Origin of the sequence: Flavobacterium adhaerens (genome assembly GCF_040045115.1) — a bacterium.
In the GTDB taxonomy this organism is placed as follows: Bacteria; Bacteroidota; Bacteroidia; order Flavobacteriales; family Flavobacteriaceae; genus Flavobacterium; species Flavobacterium adhaerens.
In genome coordinates this window covers 21143-46775 of the sequence record NZ_JBDLZX010000003.1, presented here as the reverse complement: position 1 = coordinate 46775, position 25633 = coordinate 21143, and the positions used below count along the sequence as shown (strand labels likewise).

At 35.9% G+C, this 25633-nt stretch carries 12 protein-coding genes; 3 read left to right on the top strand and 9 right to left on the bottom strand.

Going from position 1 to position 25633, the window contains the following annotated elements; all coding sequences use genetic code 11:
- Positions 1–9 precede the first annotated feature (9 nt).
- The 3 genes from ABEB18_RS04905 to ABEB18_RS04895 all read left to right on the top strand — a co-directional run bounded on the left by ABEB18_RS04905 (position 10) and on the right by ABEB18_RS04895 (position 5308).
- Positions 10–1647, top strand: coding sequence for a RagB/SusD family nutrient uptake outer membrane protein (locus tag ABEB18_RS04905; protein ID WP_348798010.1), 1638 nt, complete (start codon positions 10–12; stop codon positions 1645–1647).
- Positions 1648–1663: 16 nt separating this feature from the next.
- Entirely contained in the window at positions 1664–3040 is a 1377-nt protein-coding gene (locus tag ABEB18_RS04900) for a glycan-binding surface protein (RefSeq protein ID WP_348798009.1), read from the top strand.
- A gap of 69 nt (positions 3041–3109) precedes the next feature.
- Complete coding sequence (locus ABEB18_RS04895; RefSeq protein ID WP_348798007.1) at positions 3110–5308, top strand: endo-1,4-beta-xylanase; 2199 nt, start codon at positions 3110–3112, stop codon at positions 5306–5308.
- Positions 5309–5714: 406 nt separating this feature from the next.
- On the opposite strand, the gene ABEB18_RS04890 is transcribed toward ABEB18_RS04895, so the two are convergent.
- The 9 genes from ABEB18_RS04890 to ABEB18_RS04850 all read right to left on the bottom strand — a co-directional run bounded on the left by ABEB18_RS04890 (position 5715) and on the right by ABEB18_RS04850 (position 25626).
- A complete protein-coding gene (locus ABEB18_RS04890) occupies positions 5715–7064 on the bottom strand; it encodes a metallophosphoesterase family protein (RefSeq protein WP_348798006.1) in 1350 nt (449 codons plus the stop codon).
- A gap of 300 nt (positions 7065–7364) precedes the next feature.
- Complete coding sequence (locus ABEB18_RS04885) at positions 7365–9887, bottom strand: glycosyl hydrolase 115 family protein (protein WP_348798005.1); 2523 nt, start codon at positions 9885–9887, stop codon at positions 7365–7367.
- A 361-nt stretch (positions 9888–10248) separates the two neighbouring features.
- A complete protein-coding gene (locus ABEB18_RS04880; RefSeq protein ID WP_348798004.1) occupies positions 10249–12195 on the bottom strand; it encodes a RagB/SusD family nutrient uptake outer membrane protein in 1947 nt (648 codons plus the stop codon).
- Between the two features lie 15 nt (positions 12196–12210).
- Entirely contained in the window at positions 12211–15213 is a 3003-nt protein-coding gene (locus ABEB18_RS04875; RefSeq protein WP_348798325.1) for a SusC/RagA family TonB-linked outer membrane protein, read from the bottom strand.
- A 648-nt stretch (positions 15214–15861) separates the two neighbouring features.
- Complete coding sequence (gene galB, locus ABEB18_RS04870; RefSeq protein ID WP_348798003.1) at positions 15862–18597, bottom strand: beta-galactosidase GalB; 2736 nt, start codon at positions 18595–18597, stop codon at positions 15862–15864.
- A gap of 31 nt (positions 18598–18628) precedes the next feature.
- Positions 18629–19648 carry a glycoside hydrolase family 43 protein gene (locus ABEB18_RS04865; protein ID WP_348798002.1) on the bottom strand — a complete coding sequence of 340 codons (1020 nt, stop codon included), beginning with the start codon at positions 19646–19648 and terminating at the stop codon, positions 18629–18631.
- A 27-nt stretch (positions 19649–19675) separates the two neighbouring features.
- Positions 19676–21109, bottom strand: coding sequence for an MFS transporter (locus ABEB18_RS04860; protein ID WP_348798001.1), 1434 nt, complete (start codon positions 21107–21109; stop codon positions 19676–19678).
- A gap of 259 nt (positions 21110–21368) precedes the next feature.
- Complete coding sequence (locus ABEB18_RS04855) at positions 21369–24557, bottom strand: efflux RND transporter permease subunit (protein ID WP_348798000.1); 3189 nt, start codon at positions 24555–24557, stop codon at positions 21369–21371.
- Between the two features lie 7 nt (positions 24558–24564).
- Positions 24565–25626, bottom strand: a complete 1062-nt coding sequence (locus ABEB18_RS04850; RefSeq protein WP_348797999.1) for an efflux RND transporter periplasmic adaptor subunit — start codon at positions 25624–25626, stop codon at positions 24565–24567.
- Positions 25627–25633: the final 7 nt, after the last annotated feature.

The window sequence follows — 25633 nt, the reverse complement described above, 5'->3', positions numbered from 1 at the left end:
TAAAATAAAATGAAAAATAGACATATTAAACGCATTTTTCTTTTTGTTACTTTATCTTTTTTAGTGACAAGTTGTAATGATGACTTTCTTGAGGTAGAACCAAATGACTTGATTACCAAAGAGAATTTTTATCAAAGCGAAGATGATTTTAAAGCAGCAACTGCTCCTTTATACAATAAAGTTTGGTTTGATTTTAATGATAAATTCTATTATGGTTTAGGTGATGGTCGTGCTTATAATTTATATGCTCCTTATTCTGATTATATCTATCCATTTGCAGATTTGACTGAAACTGGATTAACTGGGCCATTAGTATCGGCTTGGGGTTCTTTGTACAATGTAGTGCAACAATCCAATAACGTTATTATCGGGATTGAAGCTAGTGAAGTTGATCAAGCTGTAAAAAATAAATACATAGCCGAAGCGCGTTTTATGAGAGGTACAGCTTATTGGTATTTAGCATCTTTATGGGGTAATGTTATTATTAGTACAGATCCAGCAGAGCTAGTAAAGAATCCAGTTGTTAATACGAATCCAGTACAGGACGTATATGAATTTGCAATTCGCGATATGGAATTTGCAGCAAAATTTTTGCCAGAAGCAGCTCCTCAAGCAGGACGTTTGACAAAGTATAGCGCTTTCGGAATGTTATCTCGCTTGTATTTGTCTGTGGCTGGTTTAAGCGACAACCCAAATTCAGGTACCAGAAGCCAAAGTTATCTTGATTTGGCCAAAAAAGCAGCTGAAAAAGTTATCGCAGAAGGGCCTTATAAGTTGATGACAAATTATGAAGATTTGTTTAAAATTGACAATAATAACAACCTTGAATCAATGTTTGCTTTACAATGGGTTCCAAATGGGGGTTATGGAGTGAGTAATACACAACAAGCTTATTTTGCATTAGGATCGGATATTACAGGTGATGATGCTGCTTGGGGATATTGGACAAGAGCTTCTAACGATATTTTGTATGAATATGAAACCCAAGATAAAAGACGTCATGCAACTTGGATGGCCGATGAAGACTTTTATCCAGAAATCAACGTAGCAAATGGAGGTTATACAGTAGATCATGCCAACACTTTTGTAAACGTAAAGAAAGGAGTTGTTGGTTCTACAAAAGATAACTCAAAGATAACCAAACAAAATTCGGCTTTGAATACTTATATGTTGCGTTTGGCTGAGGTATGCCTTAATTATGCAGAGGCTACTTTAGGAAATAATGCTAGTACTAGTGATGCAAATGCTTTAACTCTTTTTAATGTTTTAAGAGTAAGAGCTGGATTAGCAGAGAAAACATCTTTAACCTATGAAGACATCCGACATGAGCGTCGAGTAGAGTTATGTATGGAAGGACAATATTGGTATGACTTAGTAAGGAGATCTTATTATAAACAACAAGAGGTAGTAAACTATATAACAGGACAAAGCAGAGGAGTTATTGTGCCAATAACCTATGCTGCAGCTACCAATACAGTTTCAGTAGATGCTACTAGAGATAATACATCTAGAGCCATAGGATCAATAGATACGTCAATCTTTTTGATGCCTTACCCAGAATCAGAAGTAATTCAGAATCCATTATTAAGTGAAGCACCAGTTCGTTATGAATTCAAAGATGAAAAAATAACTGATTTATTTAATTAAAAGAACATTCGAAAAAATGAAAAAATATAGTTTAAATAAAAAATATTGTACGGCAATTACAATGGTGCTTGTGATGTTTGCATCCCTGTTGTTCAATGCCTGTAACGATGATGATAGTTCGAATTCTGGACCGATAGCTGTTTACAAGGTTTTTTTGGAAGATGTGAATTCGTCTGTTCCTGATAGAGAAGTCAAATTTGCCCGTTTAGGACAGTTAATTCGTATTGAAGGAGGAGGGTTTGAAGGTTTGAAAAAAGTATATATAAATGGTTTCGAAACCTATTTTAATACTGTTTATGTGACCAACAATTCGATGTTGATTTCGATTTCTGCCGATACACCTACTATGGATGCTGATCCATTTGTTCGTAATACCATTCGTTTGGTAAATGACGGAAATGAAGTTGTATTCCCGTTCGAAATTCGTTCTGGAGCTCCAGTAATTACTTCTATTTCGAATACGATGCCAAAAGTTGGTGAAATGATTACTGTTTACGGTACAGGTTTGACGGAAGTTGAGAAGGTTGTTTTTCCTGGAAATGTTGTAGTAACTTCAGGAATTACTTCAGATGAAGATGGAGAGTTTTTTACAGTTGCTATGCCTGCTGGTGTTGCAACAACTGGAGGTTCTCTTTTGGTAGAAAGTGCAAATGGTGGAGTATATTCTCCAGCTTATTTTAACTTCAAAAAAGGGGTAATTCTTGATTTTGATGGAAACGGTACTCACGGTTTTTGGGGAAGTGCCGCCAGTATGATAAAAGATGTTGATTTAGAATCGGCTACTGTTGGAATTGATAATGTTTCTCAAGGAAAGTATGTACCACATCGTCCAAGTCGTATTGCATCATTTGAAGCTGCTAAAAATCGTTGTTCTGAAGTTTGGACAGCAGGTAACGGAGTAGATGATTGGAGAGGTCAATTGACACCTTATATACCAGCAACTACACCCCTTAGCGAAGTTGCTTTGCAATTTGATATTTACGTACCAAATGTTTGGGCCAATACAGGTTTCCTAAAAGTATGTCTTATCAATAACTTTAATGGAGGAGAATGGGCTGGAGCAACCTACAATTATGTTCCATGGTTAACTAACGATGGTGAAGTAGTCCCTTTTCAAACAACAGGATGGCAAACGGTTACTATTCCTTTGAACAAATTGTACAGTTTCTCTGAAGGGGATTTTACTTTTGAAGATGTACTTGCATTTAGAGAGGTTGCGACTTACAAAAACTTCGGTTTTTATTTCGAAAACTCAGACATCAAATTGTCTAATGTTACAGGACAAAGTAGCGAAGTAGAGTTTCCGTCTGCGGCAACCTCTGTAAGTGTTTATACAGATAATTGGAGAATTGTTTCTCTAGCAACGCCAACGTATAGCGATTTTCCAAATTAAAACAATGTAACAACACTTTTTGCTATCATTTGATAGCAAAGGGTTTGTTTAACTAAAAATATGAATAGTATGAGATATAATAAAATACTTCCAGCAATCGCATTTTCATGCCTATTGTTTGCATCTTGCGATGATAATTTGATGGAATGGGGCAAAGACCCCGATCACGGTGAGGTTGCATCATCGGAATTACCGCTAGAATTAGCTGAAAAAATTAGCCGTTACGAACCGCTAAAAACCTACACCGATTTCAAACTCGGTGTGGGTATAGGGTTGGATTTGTACATGAGTGATGATGTTTATCGTAGTATTGCCAACGAAAATTTTGATGAAGTTACAGTTGGTTATTTGATGAAACATGGTCCGATGGTAAGTGCCAATGGCGATATTAAATTTGATAAAGTTGATGCTTTTATAGCCAAAACGAAAGAAGCAGGTCTTTCGGTGTTCGGACATACTTTAGTGTGGCATTCTAATAACAATGCAAGCTATTTAAATAGTATAATTGCACCAACAGTTATTCCAGGTTCTAGTGGTGCTAATTCTTTAAATATCGCTGGACTAAAAGATGGCTCTTTTAGTGGGGGTTGGGCTCGTAACAATCAAGGTGCGGGAATATCAATAGTAGATGGCGCTGGTTTATCAAGTACTTCTAAAGCAATAAAATTGATCTCTAGCGCAACATCAGCAAATGCTTGGAGCTTGCAATTGACATCGCCAGATATACCAGCTGTAAGTGGGCATGAATACGAAATTTCATTTTTCGTAAAATCGGATGTACCTGGAAAGGGAAGGCTTTCATTCTCTGGATTAGGGAACAATTACCCATGGAAGGATTGGTTTGCAACAGGAGGTTCTTGGACAGAAGCTTTTGAAACCACTTCTCAATGGAAACAAGTAAAAATCAAGGTAAACGATGCCACTGGAACTACTTTCAAAATGAATTTGGATATGGGGTATTTGCCAGATGTTACTTATTTTATAGATGTTGATAGTTTTGCTGTAGTCGATTTAGATGCTACTCCAACTGTTGTAAATCTAGTGAGTAATGGTGATTTCGAAACGGGTTCTCTTTCGCCTTGGTCTGGTTATGGTAATGGTTCTACAAGAGCTATTTCTGCAAATGGCGAAGGTTATGGAGGAAAAGGTTATGCAATGGTTCTAATGAATCCGGTTGCAGCCAATAATTATAGCGCACAACAAGTTTATACCTTCAGTGCTGCTCTAGAAAAAGACAAAGAATATACTTGTACGTTTTGGGTAAAATCCGATGTGCCAGCTGCTCTACAAGTCGAAATTCAAAACGCAAGTTACGCTGGTGATTATTATGGTGGAATTAACGTTACCAATACTTGGACTCAAGTGGTAAAAACCTTAAAACCATCTACGGCAGATAAAACTAAATTTATTTTCGATTTTGGTGCTACGGCTGCTACATTTATGATAGATGATATTGTAATTACCCCTGTTGTTGCTGCTGGAGGTGGAGGTACAGGCCCAGTTATTGTTGAAAAAACAGATGCCGAAAAAGCTCAAATCATTGGCGACGCTATGGAGAACTGGATTTCTAAAATGGTAGGACACTACAAAAATGATATCCATGCTTGGGACGTGGTAAACGAACCTATGAAAGAAGGTGGATCTTTACGTGATGGAGTTGTGGCCGAATTAGCTTCAGATGAATTCTATTGGGTTAAGTATTTAGGTAAAGATTACGCTGTAAAAGCCTTCAAATTGGCTCGTCAACACGGAAATGCAACCGACAAATTGTTTATCAACGACTACAACCTAGAATCTAGTTTGGCCAAATGTGACGGATTAATCGACTACGTGAAATACATCGAAAGTCAAGGAGCAACTGTCGATGGTATCGGTACCCAAATGCATATTTCGTTAAGCACAAACAAAGATCAAATTGTTCAGATGTTTCAAAAATTAGCGGCTAGTGGCAAGTTGATAAAAGTGTCTGAATTAGACGTTAGATTAGGAACTAAATCTCCAACTTTAGAGCAATTAGCTAATCAGTCTGCAATGTATCAATTTGTTATCGACTCGTACAAACAACACATCCCAAAAGCACAACAATACGGAATTACAATTTGGGGTGTTTCGGATAACGAAGTAGAGCACGAAAACTGGTTGCCAGACGAATCACCAAATATTTGGGACGCTAGCTACAAACGTAAGCATGCCTACAAAGGTGTTTCCGATGGTCTAGCCGGAAAAGATGTAAGTGAAGATTTCTCAGGAGATTTGATTATACCATAAGTTTAAGTTTTGTTAGTTGACAAAAACCTTTCGATCAATTTATCGAAAGGTTTTTTTTTGACTTAAAAAATGCTTTTTCAACAGTAAAAATGGATTTGTTGCCCCGAATTTCAATCGAGTTCTATTGCTTTGTTTTTAGGAGCATTTTCCAGCTATCCGTTGTACACAGGCGATAGCGAATTGACGAAGTAATTTTATTGCCCGAACCCCCAGGTAATAAGGATTTTTACTTCTATCTGGACTAGGAAACCGTTTTGGAAAGAGCTATAGTAGTATTTCATCATAAAACAATAATTAGGTTCGATAGGGCCACCTACACATGAGTTTGTGTTGGAAAAAGAAAAGCCAAATCAATCTCGATTTGGCTTTAAAACAAAGGAAAAAAAGTTTCCTTATAAGAGTTTAATTATTTGTTGAATCGGTTATTAAAATCCGATAAGTCTATTGTATAACTATCCAAAGCAAAGAATTCACTATCAGTAACCTTAGGGTTTTCATTAGCTTTATACCAAGCTGGATAATTCGAAACCTCGTCTGAGAATTTTTTATAATGACTTGAGTAGGTTTTTACTACAATCTTAGGAGTATTGGTAGTAAAATCAAAATTCATTAATCGTAACCATCCATCTCCAATGCCGTATTTAGTACCATGAGCATTTCTAAAATCAGGGTTTGCATCTAAGACACTTTGCCCTCTATCCTGATAATCGGCCAAAACCTGATATACCTGGTTTCCTTTATTGTTCTTGTCTGTTCGTATAGCCTTACCATGATGATGTCCGCATAACACCAAGAAAATCTGGTTATTAGGCATGATTAATTTTTCAAAAACTTGGTCTGCCGAATTATGATGCAAAGGATCTATTTTAGCTAAATCAATTATCGGATTTGCTTCACGCTTTCCGTTTTCTTTTAAGAAGTCATGGGTAGTAATCATTGTCGGTAAGCCAGGATTCGCATCGATAACAGCTTGTGCCCAAGCTAATACATCATCTCCTGGATGCATTTCTAAACTGATATTTAAGAAAGTGTAACCTGCTGCTGTAAACTTTTGTACAGAGTTAGCCCCTCCATTATAACTGGATAAATACCAAGATTTGTTTTTGAAAAACGTTGATAGAGAACCAAATACGGAATTAAAATTCTTGTGCCCCCCAATGTGTAACATTCCAACAATTTCAGGAATTAAACCCACAGTAGCTATTTCTCCAATTCTGCTTGGATCGGATTTAAAAGAAGCTTCAGACCAGATAGCGTCTGAGTCATGATTCCCTGGAGCGACCCCAAAAGGAATTCCTGTTTTTGCTATGAGTTCAAAACCTTGACGTGCCAAAGGCATTTCAAAATTGCTAGTTTCTACAGTCGGAAAAACTTCACCTGAGTTTGCAATAATGGTTTTTGGATCATGCGAAAACCCTCTGTCTAAATGCTCTTGATCTATAATTTCTGTTTGGTGTTGCCAAATATCGCCAACCGAAGTTGCAAAAACAATATCACCACCATTTGTTACTGCATTATCAGCAATGTATTGCATCATCGAATAAAATTGCGTCGAAGCATCAATTGGAAAATTTACACCATCTTTCACCAAAAAGCTTTTTTGGTGTGTAAAATCGGTCATGTTTTGAGTATCAGGAATGACTGCAATTGTAAAAGTTTTATCTGATTCAGATTGACTATCCTTGTCATCATTATCACAACTTGCAAAAGTAGCTGCAACTAGTGCGCTCAATAAAAAAAGGTTTGTGTTTTTCATTTGGGCGTTTATTTAATGAGCGTAAAAATATCTTTAAGCCTATAACATCATGTTATCTAAAAATCAATTAAAAATTAATTTTCAAAGCACATCCCAAAAAACACAGTATCTTATATAACCTGATGTTATGAGTCGCAAAATAGCGGTATAATAGTTAGATCTTAGTGGAGTAAAGTTCAGATGAAATAGGCTAATGCAAACTAAGATTAGGGATAGGGAATCGTTAAAAAGGTTTATTAGAGATTTAGACCTAACAGGTTTTTAAAGCCTGTTAGGTCTTTTTTTATAAGAAAAACAAAACTATTTCATTTCGCTTTGCGGAGCTCCTAAATAAGTTGGTTTTAAGCCTCCAGTATCGATCAAAATTTTTTGCAATACAATTCCAGGTTCTAAAACACGAAACCTTAATTTGTGTTTACCTGGTTTCAAGATCGGTAGTTTTGTTGCCGAACGAACAATGTGTTCTGCCTGCCATTTGCCCAATTCACCTTTGTAATGGCCATTGAAATTGATGGTTTGCGGGTTTTCTCCATCAAATGAAATTTCATAGCGTAAACTTTTATTGTTGTTAAAGTTTAATGTTGGGGCTAGAAGTAATTCTACATTGAATTGACCAACAGAGCTAAATTCTATTTCATATTCTACATAAATATTTTCGTCTTTATTTGGATAAGCATTTTGAGGAAATGTGGTAATTCCTGATACTGTTTTGCCAAAATCAGGAATGATTTCCCAGTGAATGTTTTTGGATTCATTTACTCTAGAAAAATTTTCAGCTTCAATAGATACAAATCCGTTTTTTTCTTGAAAAATTTTATCAGCTGTTTTTTCATTTTCTGTGACATAATTTACATCTGGTAAAATATTTTTGGGTTCATCATGCCAGCTTTTATAGCCAATGCGCATTTGATCCATAATATGAGTCCATTTACCTCCAGCAATTTCAGTATTGTATTTGTTTTGTAGAATAGAATCTCTTTCAAAATACTTTTTTACTTTGTCAGCATAATAGTTTGCCATTATATTGTTTTCAGCTGCAAATCTTTTGTTTTTGGCTTGTGCCAAATACATTTCATATAAGTTACTACAAGCGTCAATAGGATAGAGTACCAGTTCAAAATACGCATCTCTATAGAGAGCTGGGATTTCGGCATAAATGCGGTAAGCCTCCAAAGCTAAATTCTTATAATCATTTACAACTGTTTCAAATTCATTGTAATTTTCAAGACTGTAGGTTTTACTATCAAGCATCTCTGGAGTTACTCGACGGTTATATTTTGGATACCTATTGAGTAAAGTTGCAATTTCTTTGGAGTGTTTTGCTCCAAATTGTTGAGTTGCCCAATTTTGGGTGTATTCAAAAAGATTTTGAGAATTAAACTGTTTTGGATTCCAAGCCATATCGAGAAAGAAACTGATTGGGAATTCCATCGGTTTAAGATCTCCTACATTTACAATCCAAACCTTATCTACTCCGTGTTGGTAGCTCAAATTCATTTGTTCCCAAACTCTTTGAATAGGACTAATATTAATCCATTTAGAATTTCGTGGCCCTCCTACGTAATCAAAATGATAGTACATTCCGTAACCACCTTTATGCAAGGGTTTTGATAGGTCTGGAAGTTTGCGGACATTCCCCCAATTGTCATCACAGAATAATAAAATCACATCATCGGGAACACGCATTCCTTGGTCGTAATAGTCTTGAACTTCTTTGTATAATGCCCAAATCTGAGGTGTTTTTTTGGGTTTTTGACCCGTTGTTTTTTCAATAATCTGACGTTGGTTTTTTACAATGTTTTCCAATAGACTAATATTGGTGCCTTCGCTCATGGCTTCGTCGCCGTCGCCACGCATTCCTATGGTAACAAGTTTTTCCCAGTTTTTACTGCGCTCCATCCCTTTTTTCCAAAAATCATCCAAAACGGTTTTGTTTTTGGAGTAATCCCAAACATTAGGCAAATTGTATTTTTTAATATAACGATGCCAATCCGATTGTGCCAAAGCCATAGGTTCATGGTGTGAAGTTCCCATTACAATTCCCATTTCATTGGCCAATTCTCCATTTTTGGGATCGTCATCATAAAATGCATTACCCCACATGGCAGGCCACATATAATTGGCTTTTAGACGCAGGAGAAGTTCAAAAATTTTTTCGTAAAATTGGCTGTTAAATCCTCCAAATGTTGCTTTGCTCCAACCACTCAAAGCAGGCGCTTCATCATTTATAAAAATACCTCTATACTTTACTGCGGGTTCACCATCTGTGTAAATTCCTTTTTTAAAATAGAGGTTTTCTTTTTTCTCAACAGGAACATCAGCCCAATAATACCATGGAGAGATACCTATTTGTTTTGAAAATTCATAAATACCATAAATGGTTCCTCGTTTGTCGCTTCCAGCGATTACTATAGCATCTTTGCTTTGATCATTAGGATTATTAATGTTTTGAATGATGAATTTTTCACTCTTTCCTTTTAAAGCATTTGGATTGATTTTTTTCTGTTTAACCAATTCATCAATAATAGAATTGTCACCAATCGTTCCAATGATAATAACGGGATTTGAAGTACTAGTAATTTGATTTAAAAGAGTTGGCTTTTCACCCGTGACTTTTTCAAAATCAGTTTGCAAATTAGTGACAGATCTTAAAACACCTTTGTCCAATCCTATATTTACATAGAATGAAAGATGTATTGTTTTTTCTTTTAGAGTAATTGCACTCGGATTTTTTTCGGTTGTAATAAAAGGGTCAGCAGCCTTGGTACTCTCAAAACTGAAAAAAGCTAAAAGGGCTATTATTATTTTTTGAAAATATCTCATTGTGAATGTTTATGAAGTATGTTTTTAAGATGGATTTTTACTTACGTTTATTCAAAATTATAGTTTTTAATTTCTTGATTCGTTCAATCTGAAAATTATTAGCTCCAGAGAATTTTAAAAAGAAGATTGTGTTGGCTATTTTCTTAACAGTTATTGATGTTTTTTTTTGGCTTAAAAAAAAAGCCGAGAGTTTATTTCCCCTCGGCTTCTAACTAAACTAACTTCAACTAAGTTATAAAAGAATTATGTAAAAACTTCACTTATAACTATATTATTCAATGATGTGTTAGCTATGCAGTATGAAATTTCTTCTGGTTATCTTGGGGAATATTTTAAAATATTCCTCAAGAAAAAATACTAATTAATAACCAGGGTTTTGATAGCTAGCTTTTTCTGCATCTGACATTTCCATTCCATCAATTTGACCAACAGGAATGGGTCTTAAATAATGATACGGTTGAATTGTTCTGGTAAAAGTTTCTGGTGTATGTTGCCCATAATTTGAACCACAAATTTGATAAGAACCTGCTATTTCATTCCACTTTTGAGTTCTTACTAAATCATACCAACGGTAACCTTCGCCGTAAAATTCGCGTGAACGTTCTGCTAAGATGTAATTGATATCAATTACTGCTGGCGTAGCATTTGTCATTGCAGCGCTATTGTCGGCTACTTTAGCTACATTACCATTATTATTCCAACGCCATTTACCAGCACGAGCACGAATAACATTTATAAGTTGTCTTGCAGTCATTGATCCTGTTGCTCCTTTTACTGCTGCTTCGGCAGCTACAAAATACAATTCAGAAAATTTAGCTACAGGGAACGGCCTTGTAATAGCGGCATTTGGTTGTCCTAAAGTTCCTTTATTGTCAGTTCTATAAGTTCCTAGTTTCCATAAACCTGGATATACAATTCGGCTAATGCCATTTGGAGCTATAACATAATCTGCTCTACCAGCCAAAACTCCTGCACCAATACCGTTATCTCCAGCTCCGCTAGGATAATCGATTGGACTTGTTGGTTCAGCATCTAAAAAGGATAATACTGGGTCGCCAGCTTTAATTGGCAAACCGTTTGCATTGTATAAAGTTTGTATATTGGTTAATCCAGTATTGCTTAAATTCCAGTTGCCTCGATATACTGCTGCAAATGTTCCGTCATAACGAGAATCATTGGTTTTGTCAGCAAATGTATTTGTGAAAACTCCGATTGGTGGTGCCATACGTGTCCATGGTCTTCCTAAGAATTGATCAGCAGCTCTTTGAACAGAAGACACGTTCGCTCCATCGGCAGTTTTACTTCTAAGGGCTGTGTAATTCCATGTTGCCATCCATACAGCAAAGTTTTCAGGAGATCCTCCATTGCTGTAAGTTAAACTGGCTCCATTATAATATTCACTTGCTTCTGTGTGGTCTGCATATAGCAACATTTCTTTGTTACGATCATTTGATCCTAAATTGACATCATAATAAGTAGGTTGTAAAGCAAAATTTGCTCCTGCGTTATTAATACCGTCCATTGCTATGTTGTACGCTTGTTGGTGATACCATTGCGCATTATGCCCATCAGGATCGGTTCTTGGTGCATCAGGATAGGTCGGAATATTATTCGGATTTTCTAACCACCATGCATAGGTTAAGTATGCTTTTGCTAAAAATAAGCGAGCTAACGTTTTTGTTGCTGTACCAGTTAATCTTGGTGCATCAGGAAGTTCATTTACTGCTGCTATTAAATCTGGGAAAATGGCTTTAGTATATACTTCTGGTACTGTATTACGTTTGGAATATCTGGAAGGTTGAGTGTTGAATTTTAATTCACCAGCACCTAAATCCAATGGAACTCCACCAAAAGTTTGCACTAATAAGAAATAGTCAAATCCTCTAAAAAATTTAGATTCAGCTATAAGGCTTGGCGAAACACCCACTAAAGCCCCGTTTTCGATAATACCACTTGCTGTATTGATGTCATAATAGGAGTTCCCCCATAATACATCGGCGCGGCTAGAACTTGGTGTAATAGTACCTACACCAGACAAATCATGGTCTTTGAAGTTTCCATCGGCACTTTGTGCATAAGTAGCCTCATCAGTTCCTGTTTGGGTCGCATTATAAAAATAGGCTTGTCCGTATATCCAACGCAAGTGAGCGTAATGAGAGGTTAATCCTTGTACTACTCCTTGTTCTGTTTGAAAATAAGAAGGCTCATAAAAATCATGTGGTTTCTCTTCTAAAATATCTGAGCAAGATGCCATCGAGATCAAAGCAACTGAACCGATTATTATTTTTTTGTATATATAGCGTTTCATAATTAATTCTATTTATTAAAATGTTAAATTAAGACCAAATAAGAAGTTGCGAGTTGATGGTGTATTGGTACCAATAATAGAGTATCTTCTTTGGTATGAATTAGTAACGGCTTGATTTTCATTTCCAAGTGAGTTGGTTTCTGGGTCCATTCCTGATTCATCATAATAAGGAGAGAAAAACACAAATGGATTTTGAGCGGTCATGTAAATCCTTAATTTATCTATCCCTAAATCTGAAATAAAATTTTGTTTTAAGGTGTAACCTAAAGTAATAGTTCTGATTTTTAGATAAGAAGCGTCAAAATAACTCATAGTTGACATGTATCTTGGGTTGTCTCCATTTCTAACTCCTCTTGGATTAGGGTATTCAGCATCTGTATTTGTTGGTGTCCAGTAATCTACATCGACATTGCTTCTACGTCCGTTAAGTAAGTTAAGATAACCTGAACTACCATATAATGAACTAATTAAGATTCCTCCGCTTTTGAAGGCTCCTACTGCCGAAAAATCAAACCCTTTGTAAGTTAAATTAGTATTAAAACCACCTTGAAAATCTGGATCAGCATTCATTACCACTCGGTCATTTTCATTTATTCTTCGTGTTGGTGTACCATCAGGGTTATAATCTCCTGTATATTTTACTTTGATAGATCCAATGGTTGTTCCTTGAGCATTAATATCGGATACACCAGGTTCTAATATTGACATATAAGGATCGCCTTCTTGCCAAAGTCCAATTTTTTCGTAATCATAAATAGAATTTATACTATGTCCCACAAACCATGCGTTAGTTTTATCTTCAGTAGCTCCAGAGGCCAAAGAAACAATCTTGTTTTTGTTGGCATATAAGTTAAAGCCAACACTCCATGTTACTCCATTAGGATTGTCTATAATGACACCATTTAAAGAGATTTCATATCCTTTGTTCTCACTTGATCCTACATTACCAACATAACTGTTTACCCCAGATGTTGAAGGTAAATTAACTCTTTGTAATAAATCTTTGGTTTGAGTATCGTAGTATTCAACTGTACCGCTGATTCGATTGTTTAAGAAACCAAAGTCAATTCCGTAATTCATAGTAGTCGAATATTCCCATCCTAAATTTGGATTTGGTAATTCGGTAACATAAACTCCAGTAGCATTGGTTGATCCAAAGTTATAAGGTCTTGTGCTCATAGCTCCTAATGTTGCATACGGGTCAATGGCTTGATTTGAAGTTTGTCCGTAACCAGCACGTAATTTTAAGGAGTTAACCCATGAAACGTTTTTCATGAATGATTCGTTTGAGATGTTCCAACCTCCAGAAACAGCAGGATAAGTTACCCATTTGTTTCCATCAGATAGACGAGAAGATCCGTCTGAACGTAATGTACCAGTAATAAAATAACGATTATCATAAGAATACATTAACCTTGCCATATAAGAGCGTAATCCCCATTGTGTATAATCCTGATTAGCAGGATCTATAACAGCTGCTTCTTCACTTTGTCCTAAATTGTAAAATTGGAAAGCATCTGAAGTTATACCGTTTCTTGCAATTTGCGAAGTGTTGCTTGTTAATTGCTCGTTTGAATATAATCCAACAAAATTAATAGTGTGCTTTTCTGCAAAAGTTTTATCATAAGTCAACAAATTTTCTACCAACCACTGTGTTGCTAAACTATTGCTAATATTTGCGTTTGAAATAGTTGAAGGGTTAACATCAAAAACGCCAAATCCTTCATAATAACCGCTGTTAGATAAACGTAAATTTAACCCACTATTAAGTCTGTACTTTAATCCGTCAATTCCTGGGATTTTTATTTCTGCAAAAACATTATTATAGGTACTAAAAGCTTTATTTAAATTTACAAAGCTATCTCCAAGATTGTTTATTGATTCTCTTGTATAAACCCATTGATCGTCAGCAGGCATGTTAACGGTTCTTTTTAATGTACCATCCTCATTGTAAGGATTAGCAAGTGGCGAAGAACCTAGAGGTGTTCCTGTACTAATGTTGTTTCCGTTAGTAATAGCGTAATTACTATTTGTGTTAAATCCTATACGAAATAATTTTCCTATTTCTTGATCTACACCTGCTCTAAGGGTAAAACGTTCGTATGACTGACCAGGCAAAACAGACTCTTCTTTGTAGTAACCAAGTCCTGCATTGTATGCGCCTCTTTCGGTTCCTCCTGTTACATTAACGTCATGGTTAATCATTTTTCCGGAACCGTATAATAATTTTTGCCAATCAGTATTATTTCCTGCTACTTCATCTGTTCCGTATTGAGAAACGCCATCTTTAACGTAGAATCCTGCATAAGATCTAAGAGCATCTAATTTTGCTCCGTCCATCATTGGGTAATCACCAAATACTTGTTTAAGACCTGTAAATCCATTATAACTAAAAGTGGCTTTTTGTCCTTTTCGCCCTTTATTGGTTGTAATCATAATAACTCCATTAGCTCCACGCGAACCATAGATAGCTGTAGCTGAAGCATCTTTTAATACGTCAATCGATTTGATGTCAGTTGGACTAATATCTCCTATAGATCCAGCAAATGGAACTCCATCAAGTACAATTAAAGGGTTGTTGTCTCCTGTAAGTGATCTCGTTCCGCGAATACGAATTTGCATACTAGCACCAGGTTTGGTTGAGGTTTGAGTTAATTCCAGACCAGGTAATCTTCCTTGAAGTGCTTGTGTTACGTTGGCCGCTGGGACTTCGTTTAATTCTCTACCTCCAATTGTTGATACAGATCCTGTTACTGCTTCTTTGCGTAGCGTACCATAACCAATTACTACTACTTCGTTCAAAGTATTTGAAGTTTCTTCAAGGGTTATATTAATTGTACTTCTTCCGTTTACAGTAGCCTCTTTGTCTTTGTAACCAACAAAAGTAAAAAGTAGAACAGCATTTGCGGGAACATCTTTTATGGAATATTTACCATCAAAATCGGACGTTGTCCCATTGTTTGTTCCCTTTACATTCACATTGGCACCAGGAATTGGCCCATTTGCATCTGATATGATTCCGGTTATTGTTGTTTATGCACTCGAGTTGAGTGTAATTCCAAACATTAAAATCAGAAAGGCAAGGCACTTCCAATGCATTGCTTTACTTGTAACATAAAAGTTAGTCATAGTTTTTGATTTAAATTAAAATGGTTAATTGTTAGTTCTTTAATTAAGATGTTTTTGGCAGCTTAATTAAAGTGATTGGTCAAAGATATTAATAAAATCAAATCACACAATCGGTTGTTTTTATTTTTTTTAAAATAATGCAAAAAAAGGTATTTATAATAATACATAATAAATTTATAGTTGTAATTTATTATGAATTATATTTTAAAATATATTTTTTGAATTTATTATTGATGTTTATTTATAATTTTTGCTTTTTTGTTTAAAAAACAATAAAAAATACTTTTTAAACTGTTTACTTATACAAGTAATGTTTATTTTAACAAATAATTTCTTTCTTAATTGTTTTTTTGTCTTTTTTTGGACTCTGTTTTTAGTATATGTTCAGTTAAATAGGGTATATTTTATTTTTATTTTGGATTCAATGGTTTGATTAAAATTAACAACCGATTGTTTATAATTGCTAAAAAACAGTGTTAAATCAAAAAAAAACGAAAGATTTTTAAAAGAGGATTTTTAAAAGATTAACGATAAAAACTAAAAGCTCTTGTGATTAATCTTTAGGATATAAGTTTCTAAACCTTCTGAAGTAATAATAAGGTTTAATGTCCCATTAGTGTCTTTATTGGCTCTAATAATTGCTAGTGCCATTCCGTTAAAGGCTTTTCTGTCTAATGATGCAAATGAAGTTAAATCGGCTGGGTTTCCATTATCGGTGGCTACAATTTCACCTTCGCCTTCGAGTTTGAAATGAATTAAATTATCCGCATTTGGGACCATTAAACCATTCTTATCTGTAATTTTTATAGTTACAAAAGCTAAATCTTCGCCATCTGCTTTAATAGTTGCACGATCTACAATAGCCGTAAGTTTTGAAGCTTCTTCGGTCGTCTTTACCAAGTCTTCAGCCCATTTTTTTCCATTTTTATAAACGATAACTTTTAATTCTCCTGGTTGGTATGTTACATCGTCCCAGCGTAATCTGTATTCGAATTGTTCTTTTTTCTTTCGACCAAGAGATTTTCCGTTCAAGAATAATTCGGCTTCATCACCCGAGGTAAATACATGTACTGGGGTAATTTGTCCTGCTCTTTCTGGCCAATTCCAGTGTGGCAAAATATGTGCTATTGGCAACTCAGGACGCCAACGGGATTGGTACAAATAATATCGATCTTTTTTAAATCCAGCCAAATCGATAATTCCGCAATAAGAACTGCGTGCCGAATAATAGGGGGTTGGTTCTCCTATATAATCCCAACCACTCCAAACAAACTCACCTGCCACAAAAGGATGTTTGTCTTGAGTAGCAAAAACTTTATCTGGCGACGCCCCAAATTGGGCTGTATATAATTCATAGGCGCTTACTTCTTGAGTTTTTGGATTACCACCAGTTGTATCGCTTACAGGAGCGGAATTCTCTTTGGTAATCGGAAAAATATACGATCCTCTAGTGCTTAATGCTGAGGCTGTTTCGCTACTCACAATCATTTTTTCAGGGAATTTCTTTTGAAAGGCAGGGTACAAAGGAGAGGTTCTGATCCCATTAAGATGAGCATAAGCGGGTGCATCTCTAATTCCTTCGCCTTGGTAATTCAGACTCATAAAATCCATTTCATTTGAGAATGGCATATCGGGTTTGGCATAATTTTGTGATGCTGATGCTGGTCTTGTTGGGTCTTCTTGATGCACTATATCATGGAGTTTTTTGGCAATTTTTGCACCATCAACATCAGTATATTGTTCTCCTACTTCATTACCAAAACTCCATGCAAAAACAGATGGATGATTACGATCTCGACGAATAAAGGAGCGAGTGTCTGCTTCATACCAGTCTGGAAAAATTAAATGGAAATCGTGTGGTGTTTTTTTGCGTTCCCAACTATCAAAAACTTCATCTATAACCAAAAAGCCCATTTGGTCTGTAAGGTCTAATAGTTCTGGAGCTGGTGGATTATGGGACAAACGAATAGCATTGCAACCCAATTCACGTAGCATTTCTAGCTGACGTTGTGCCGCACGAATATTGAAGGCAGCACCCAAGGCACCTAAATCATGATGCTGATTTACACCTTGAATTTTTATTTTTTCGCCATTTACAAAAACTCCTTTGGTCGGATGACATTCGATTTCTCGAATTCCAAATGGGGTGTCGTATTCATCTACTTGAATGTTATTGACAAAAAGTTGTGTTCTTGCTATGTACAAGTTTTGTTTCTGCAACGGAAACACCCCCCAAAGTTTTGGGTTTTGTAATTTAAGTTCGATTTCTTTGCTTTGTTTTTCAGTAGCTTTTAATTGATAGGTTTCGGTTGGGAAATGTGCTACTATTTTGTTTTTGGCTTTGCCTAAAGCATCTGCTTCAAAAAGTTGTGTTTTGGCTTCGACAATTTGTTGTGTTTTTGAATTGTTTTGCAATTGCAAAGCCAATTTGATGGTGGCATTTTTTTGAGAAACAGTAGGCGTTTTGATAAAGGTCCCCCATTGTGATACATGTACAGTCCCAGTTTTAACCAACCAAACATTGCGATAAATTCCACCTCCAGGATACCATCTAGCAGAATGATTTGGATTGTCAATTCGAATTGCGATTTGGTTATTGCCTCCGAAATTTACAAAAGGAGTCAAGTTCAATCGAAATGAATTATAGCCATAAGGCCATCCACCAACAAGATTTCCATTGAGCCAAACCATTGCATAAGACATGGCGCCATCTATGTCAAGGTAAATTTCTTTGCCTTTGTCATTCGAGTCGATTGCTATTTTTTTGCGATACCAAGCCACACCTTGACTGGGAAGTCTTCCCATTCCGCCGCCTACTTCTGGTTGCTCTCCCATATAAAATGGCTGTGTGATAGCCCAATCATGTGGAAGGTTTATTTTTTGCCAATCATTATCTTTAAAATTTTCTTGAACAAAAGCAAAATCCGCACCCGGATTACCTTCAGGGCGGATATGTTTTTGTTTAGGATCTTGTATGAAATCATTGGCCGTAGGCAAAATCCAATCTTTTAAGACGGGAACTTTGGCTTCCGTTTTTACCGCTTCGGTTGGTTTAGAATCGGCAACTTTATTATCATTTGTATCTTCAATTTTCGGCCGAACATCATAAATTAAATTATCTGCATTAGCATTGTAACGCATAAATTGCCATGATTTATTGATGCTGATGCGCTCTCTTTTGTAAGCTTGTTTTTGACCGTATAAACTAGCATTACCGACAATGTATAATGTTAGTAAGAAACCTAGCTTAGTTTTTATTAAAATTGTTTTCATTGTTTTGGCCTCTAGTTTATGCGGTTTTGTTTTATTTTGAATAGGGTTCTATCGGAATAATTGTGCCATCTTCGTTATAATGCAATTCGGTTACTTTTATCGAGCGTAAGTGAGTAACTCCTTTTGACAAACTCGAATCATGGTAAAATAAATACGATTTTCCGTTTATTTCACAAATTGAGTGATGCGATGTCCAACCAATTACGGGTTGCAATATGCGACCTTGATAGGTAAAAGGCCCGTAAGGACTATCGCCAGTTGCGTAACAAATATAGTGGGTATCTCCTGTAGAATAGGAGAAATAATATTTTCCTTTGTATTTATGCAACCATGAGGCCTCAAAAAAACGTCTTTCATTGTCGCCAGCCAAAAGTTTTTTGCCGTTCTCATCAAGAATAAGAATTTCTTTTGGGTCTTCGGCAAATTGTTTCATATCTGGACTTAATTTGGCTACAATAGGGCACAGAGCATCTTCGCCAGCAGTTGGCTCTTCATGGTTAGAATCGTAGATGTTGTTACGGAATTTTTGCAATTGGCCGCCCCAAATTCCACCAAAATAAATATAATAGCTACCATCTTCATCCTCAAAAACTGCTGGATCGATAGAGTAACTGCCTTCAATAGGAAGAGGTTCTGGTGTAAATGGCCCAGTAGGAGAGTCACTAATGGCAACTCCTAATTTAAAAATCCCATCATATCCTTTGGCTGGAAAAAACAAATAATATTTTCCGTCTTTATGAGCGGCATCTGGAGCCCACATTTGTTTTTCGGCCCAAGCTACATTATCAACGTGCAGGGCAACTCCGTTGTCTATTGCTTCAGAATCGGGACTGTCCATAGAAATTATATGATAATCTTCCATTCCAAAATGGTCACCATTGTCATTAAAAGGAATTCCTGCCTCTACATCATGTGAGGGATAAATATAAATTTTCCCATTAAAAACATGTGCCGATGGGTCTGCTGTATATATATGTGTTACTAAGGGTTGCGATATTGCTTTTTTATTCAACTCGATAAAATCAATATGTTCGATGCTATCTTCTGGCATAATCTTTTTGTTTGCTATATTTATTAATTAATTTCTTCTTTGTTTTAAATCGTTTTCAATTTCTAATTCCATTTTTTTATCAATTCGATAAAAGAATAATAAGGCTACTCCAATTAAGAAAGGAATCGCTGGAAAAACACTAACTAATAGTTTGATGCCTTTTATGGCGGTTTCGGGTTGTAGTATCGAATTTGGAATATAATTATAGGAACTTAGAAATAATGTTGTGAGTGAGCCACCAATGCTTAAACCAGCCTTTAATCCTACCATCATAGCTGAGAAAATAATGGCGGTGGCACGACGGTTGTTTTTCCATTCTGAGTAGTCTGCAACGTCTGCAATCATGGCCCACAATAAAGGGATGGTGATACCATAAAAGAATCCATGAAGAATTTGTGATATAAACATTAGTCCAACAGATTCTGGCGGGAAAAAGTTGAATGCTATCACGAATAGGGTGGCTACAAATAAGAAAAGACGAAACACATCTCTTTTGCCATATTTGTCGGCCAATGGCTTAGAAAATGTAATCCCAACAATCATAAAAATGATTCCTCCAGCATTGAATAAACCAAAGCCTGCTGCAATTGGATCGCTTCCGAAATAGCTAAATCCTATAGAACTAAAAAAAGCTAAAATCGGTTGCACAAAATTGGTCAATTCTTCTTTGTTTACATAATTTTCAAAATAATAAACATAAGAGCCTCCTTTTAATGCCAATGAGATGAATACCAATGTTGTCAAACTTAGCATAATAATCCAAGGACGGTTTTTAGTTAAGTCACTTAAGTCTTCTTTTAAACTTGATTTTTGTTCTGGTTTTGGTATAATTCTTTCTTTAGTGGTCAAAAAAGTAATTACAAGCATAACGGTTCCAATAATAGATAATGCCGTCATCACTTTTTCGATTCCCACTGCTTTATCGCCATCGCCTGCACTTTTTATAATTCCAAGCATGAAAACTTGCACAAAAAATTGGGCAAACATCACCGCTACAAATCGATAAGAGGATAAACTGTTTCGCTCTTTCATGTCTCCCGTAATTACACCACTTAGAGCTGAGTAGGGTAGATTATTACTAGCATAAAAGAATAACAGCAACGTGTAAGTGACTACAGCGTAAAGGACTTTTCCTTGATATGAAAAATTTGGAGTGGTAAAGGCTAATAACGAAATGATGCCTAGTGGTATAGAGGTAAACAAGATCCAAGGTCTAAATTTTCCCCATTTGGTTTGCGTTCTGTCGGCGATTGCACCGATAATTGGATTAAATATAAAAGCTGCCACCAAACCTACAATCAACATGATTATTGAGGAATCTTTTGCAGACAATCCATATATGTCGGTATAAAAATAAGCTAAGTAGGTCATTAAGGTTTGAAAAACTAGATTTGCAGCTAGGTCACCTAAACTGTAGCCAATTTTTTCTTTTATAGATAGTTTCTGCGAATTTATACTCATATTTTGTTGGTTTTATTTATAGGTCTTTGGTTTTTATAATTGGGTTAATAAGCCCGATTATGAATTGCAAAAAACAAAACAATCGGTTGTGTAAATATATATAAAGTTTTATACAAAACAAGAGCAGTTTATTTTATACTGTTATTTTTAAAAATAAATTGCTTTTTTGGTTAATTCAGATGTTTTTTTTGATGAATATTTAATAAAAAAGCCTGTTCGGTAATGAACAGGCTTCTAAATTTATTAAACTAATCTAGGATTAATGATTGTGTTTCGGGGTGAAACCATCTTCACTTATTTCAAGATGCTCGTAATCGGCTTTCATTTCGGCGTCGTAATCTACTTTTTCATCTTTCCCCATTCTTCGTAAGATAGAATCAAACAATGAATATACAACAGGAACGATAATCAAAGTCAAGAATAATGACGATGTCAAACCTCCAATAATTACCCAAGCCAATCCGTTGTTCATTTCGGCTCCAGCTCCTTTTGCAATTGCAATCGGAATCATACCGAAGATCATCGCAATGGTAGTCATCAAGATCGGACGCAAACGTGCATGGTTGGCCTGAATTAAGGCATCATGTGTATTTTCACCTTCCGCTTTTCGCATGTTGGTAAAATCGACAATCATAATCGCATTTTTCGCCACCAAACCAATCAACATAATCATACCGAGCATCGTAAAGATATTTAATGAATTTCCTGTTAGTGCAAGAATTACCATCACCCCAATTAATGCCAGTGGAATGGAGAACAATACCACAAATGGATACACAAACGAGTCGTACAAAGAAACCATTACTAAGTACACTAAGATAATTGCCGCTAATAAAGCAATTCCTAATGTACCAAAACCTTCAGTTTGGTTTTCCATATCACCACTCCAGATGTAATCTACTCCTGCTGGTTTTGTTTTTTCATTATCCATAAATTGTGCAGCCCATTCATTAGCCACATCTCCTACAGGACGCCCCACTACTTTTGCTTTTACTTTTACAGAAGGCGACTTGTCTCTACGCTCCAATAAACTTGGTCCTGAACCCATTTTAACTTCGGCAAATTGGCTCAAACGTATTTTTTGTCCTTGTGGATTGGTAAACATTAAGTTACGTACATCTTCAATAGATTGTCTGTTGGCATCACCAAAACGGATGTTGATGTCGTACTCGTATTCACCAGCTCTAAATTTACCATCGGTATTTCCGCTGAAGGCAGTTTGCATGGTTTGACCTACACTAGCCAAATTTAATCCCAACGAAGCCATTTTATCTCTGTCAATATTTACCTGAACTTCAGGGCTACCTGAATCTGATGATAACTCAGCATCTACAGATCCTGGTACTTTTTTCAACAATTCTAGAATTCTATTAGCCTCTTTGTTGGCCGTAGCATTATCTGGACCAGTTACAACCATTTCAATTGGAGCATTATCAGCTCCCATTAATCCGATTGGAGCTGTTTTAAATTCTACTCCTGTGAATTTTTCTTCTAAGGCACGTTTTATTTTAGCCGATTTGATATCGGTACTTTCATCACGCAATGCTTTATCTATTAAAATTACTTGAATTTCCGATTGATACAAGGTTGCCTGAGCAGCACCAAAACCAGTTGATTGCTGACCAACGGTTGTAATCAAATCCACAACTTCTTTGTCATTTCGTAAGTATTTTTCAACTTCCAATGTCAATTGATTGGTTTTTTCAACCGAAGCATCTTTTGGTAATTCCATTTGAACTAAGAATTGACCACGATCCATTTTTGGGAAAAATTCACCTCCAATGTAACCCAAAGCTACAAATTGAAACGAAGCTATTAAAGTAATAAAAGTTACTATAACCGTCATGATTCTTCGGGTTGTTGTTTTTAAACACCATTCTAAAATATCAGAAATCCAGTGTGTAAAACGGTCTAATTGTGCTTCGAAACCTAATATAAAACGCTCGAAAACATTTTTACCTGTCAAATGAACCAATTTACCGTATCTTGAAGATAACCACGGAATAATAGTAAACGAAGCCAATAATGAGAACATCGTTGCAATAACTACAGTCACACAGAATTGTGCCAAGATGTCTGAAACCAAACCTGAACTCATGGCAATTGGCAAGAACACCACCACAATTACCAGGGTAATCGCTGTTACGGTAAATCCAATTTCTGACGCACCATCATAAGCAGCACGGATTCGGCTTTTACCCATTTCCATATGGCGATATACGTTTTCTAATACCACAATCGCATCATCCACCAAGATACCTACCACTAATGAAAGTCCTAATAAACTCATCAAGTTTAAGGTGTAACCCATCAAATACATTCCGATTACGGTTGCAATTAACGAAACTGGAATCGAAACCATTACGATAAATGCATTTCGAATGTTATGAAGGAATAAAAGCATTACGATAGCCACCAAAATAATCGCCAAGAATAAATCGAAGATTACGTGATCGGCAGCAGCAAGTGTAAAGTCGGTTGTATCATCTACAATTTTAACTTTTACGGCTTGTGTTTTAAAATTACCTTCAACCTGAGCAATTGTTTTTTTAACTAAATCCGAAACTGTAACAGCATTGGCATCAGATTGTTTTTTTACTTGTAATAAAATAGTGGGCAACTGATTGAATCGTGCTACTTTTTCAACATCTTTTTGAGAGTCAAATACGGTTGCAATATCCGAAAGACGAACTTGAGCGCCATTTTTATTTGAAACTACCAAATTATTTAATTCGGCTACATCTCTATATTTACCAGACAAACGAATCGTTGCTCTGGAAGTTCTTGTTTTTACAGCTCCCGTTGGGAAATCAAGATTTGAGGTCAAAATAGCTTGTTGTACATCGCTAATAGCAATACCATAACCTTGCATTTTTTTCTCGTCTAAACTTACCTGAATTTCTCTTTCCTGACCACCAATAAGATCTACCTGAGCCACACCGTTTACACGAGAGAAAATAGGTTCTATTTTTTTATCTAAAAGGTCGTACAATTCTTTATTGTTCAGTTTATCACTGGAAACACTCATGGTCATAATCGGAAGATCATCCATAGAGAATTTTTGAAGTGAAGGGGCATCTACATCTTCTGGAAGATCTCCCAAAATGGCATTCACTTTTCTTTGGGCATCATTCATGGCGTAGTTGACATCGGCACCAGTATTCAACTGAACCATTACAACCGACAAACTTTCGTATGAGGATGCTTCTACTTTTTTTACGTTTTCTAAGGCTCCAACGGCATCTTCTATTTTTCGGGTTACCGAAGTTTCTACCTCACTTGGCGAAGCTCCCGGATACACCGTAGAGATGGTTACCATGTTGGTTTCAAACTTTGGAATCAACTCATACCCCATTAAGGAGTAACTTAATAAACCGCCTAATGTTAGGATCGTAAACAATACGATAACAAGAGAAGGCCTTTTAATCGATATTTCTGCTAACTTCATTTTGCTATTACTTTATGATGTTGATTTTAGAACCGTTGTCAAGGTTAATTTGTCCAGAAGTAACTACTTGTTCTCCTTCGTTCAATCCGCTTAAAATTTGAACTTTATCGCCGTAAACTTTTCCGGTTTGTACTTTAATTAATTTAGCAGTACCATTGTTTACCACAAACAATTGTCCTGAACTTACACCGTTTACGAATGCGGTTGCAGGAACCGTCATCATGTTTTTGGTTTCAGTACCACTATTGGTTTTAAAGGTTGCAGTTGCATACATACCTGCTTTTAGATTGCCTCTGTTTTGCACTTCGATTTCTACAGGGAAGTTTAACGAAGCATCACTTTTTGGGGCAATGAAAGTAATTTTACCGCTAAAAGAATCGTTCGGTAAAACATTTACCTTGATGTCAACATGTTGTCCTAAAGCAATTTTTCCTACTTGACTTTCATCTACTAAAACAGAAAGTTTAAGTGTGTTGATGTTTACAATTTCGAATAATGCTGTTCCTGGTGATACAACTACTCCAGGTTCTACCATTCTTTTGTTGATTGTACCGCTGATTCCCGCTTTGATTCTGGTGTCATTTACTTTTACGCTTTGCGATTTTACAGCAGCTTCAGCATTTTTCAATTGTAATCTCGAATTGTCCAATTGTTGTTTGGTAACACCGCCAGTTTTGAATGCATTTTCATAACGTTGGTTGTCTGCAATAGCGTTTTGTAAATTATTTTGTGCTTGGGTAACATCTACATCAATTGCATCTCTTTTGATGGTAGCTAATGTTTGTCCAGCCGAAACTCTTGAGCCTTCTTTGACCAAAACACTTACAATACGTCCTGAAATTTCAGACGATTGGTTCATTTCCTGTTTTGGGATGAAGGTTCCGTTGGCAACATAGTCAGTATTAATGTCTTGTCTGTTTACGGTAATTACATTGACATTGATCTTATCGACTTGCTTGGCAACCTCGGCAACTTCTTGGAGTTGTTTTTCTTTGTTTCCGCCTATTTTGTAAGCTGCCAAAGCAATTAGTACGACAGCTATAATACCATATATTATATTCTTTTTCATGTTGGAT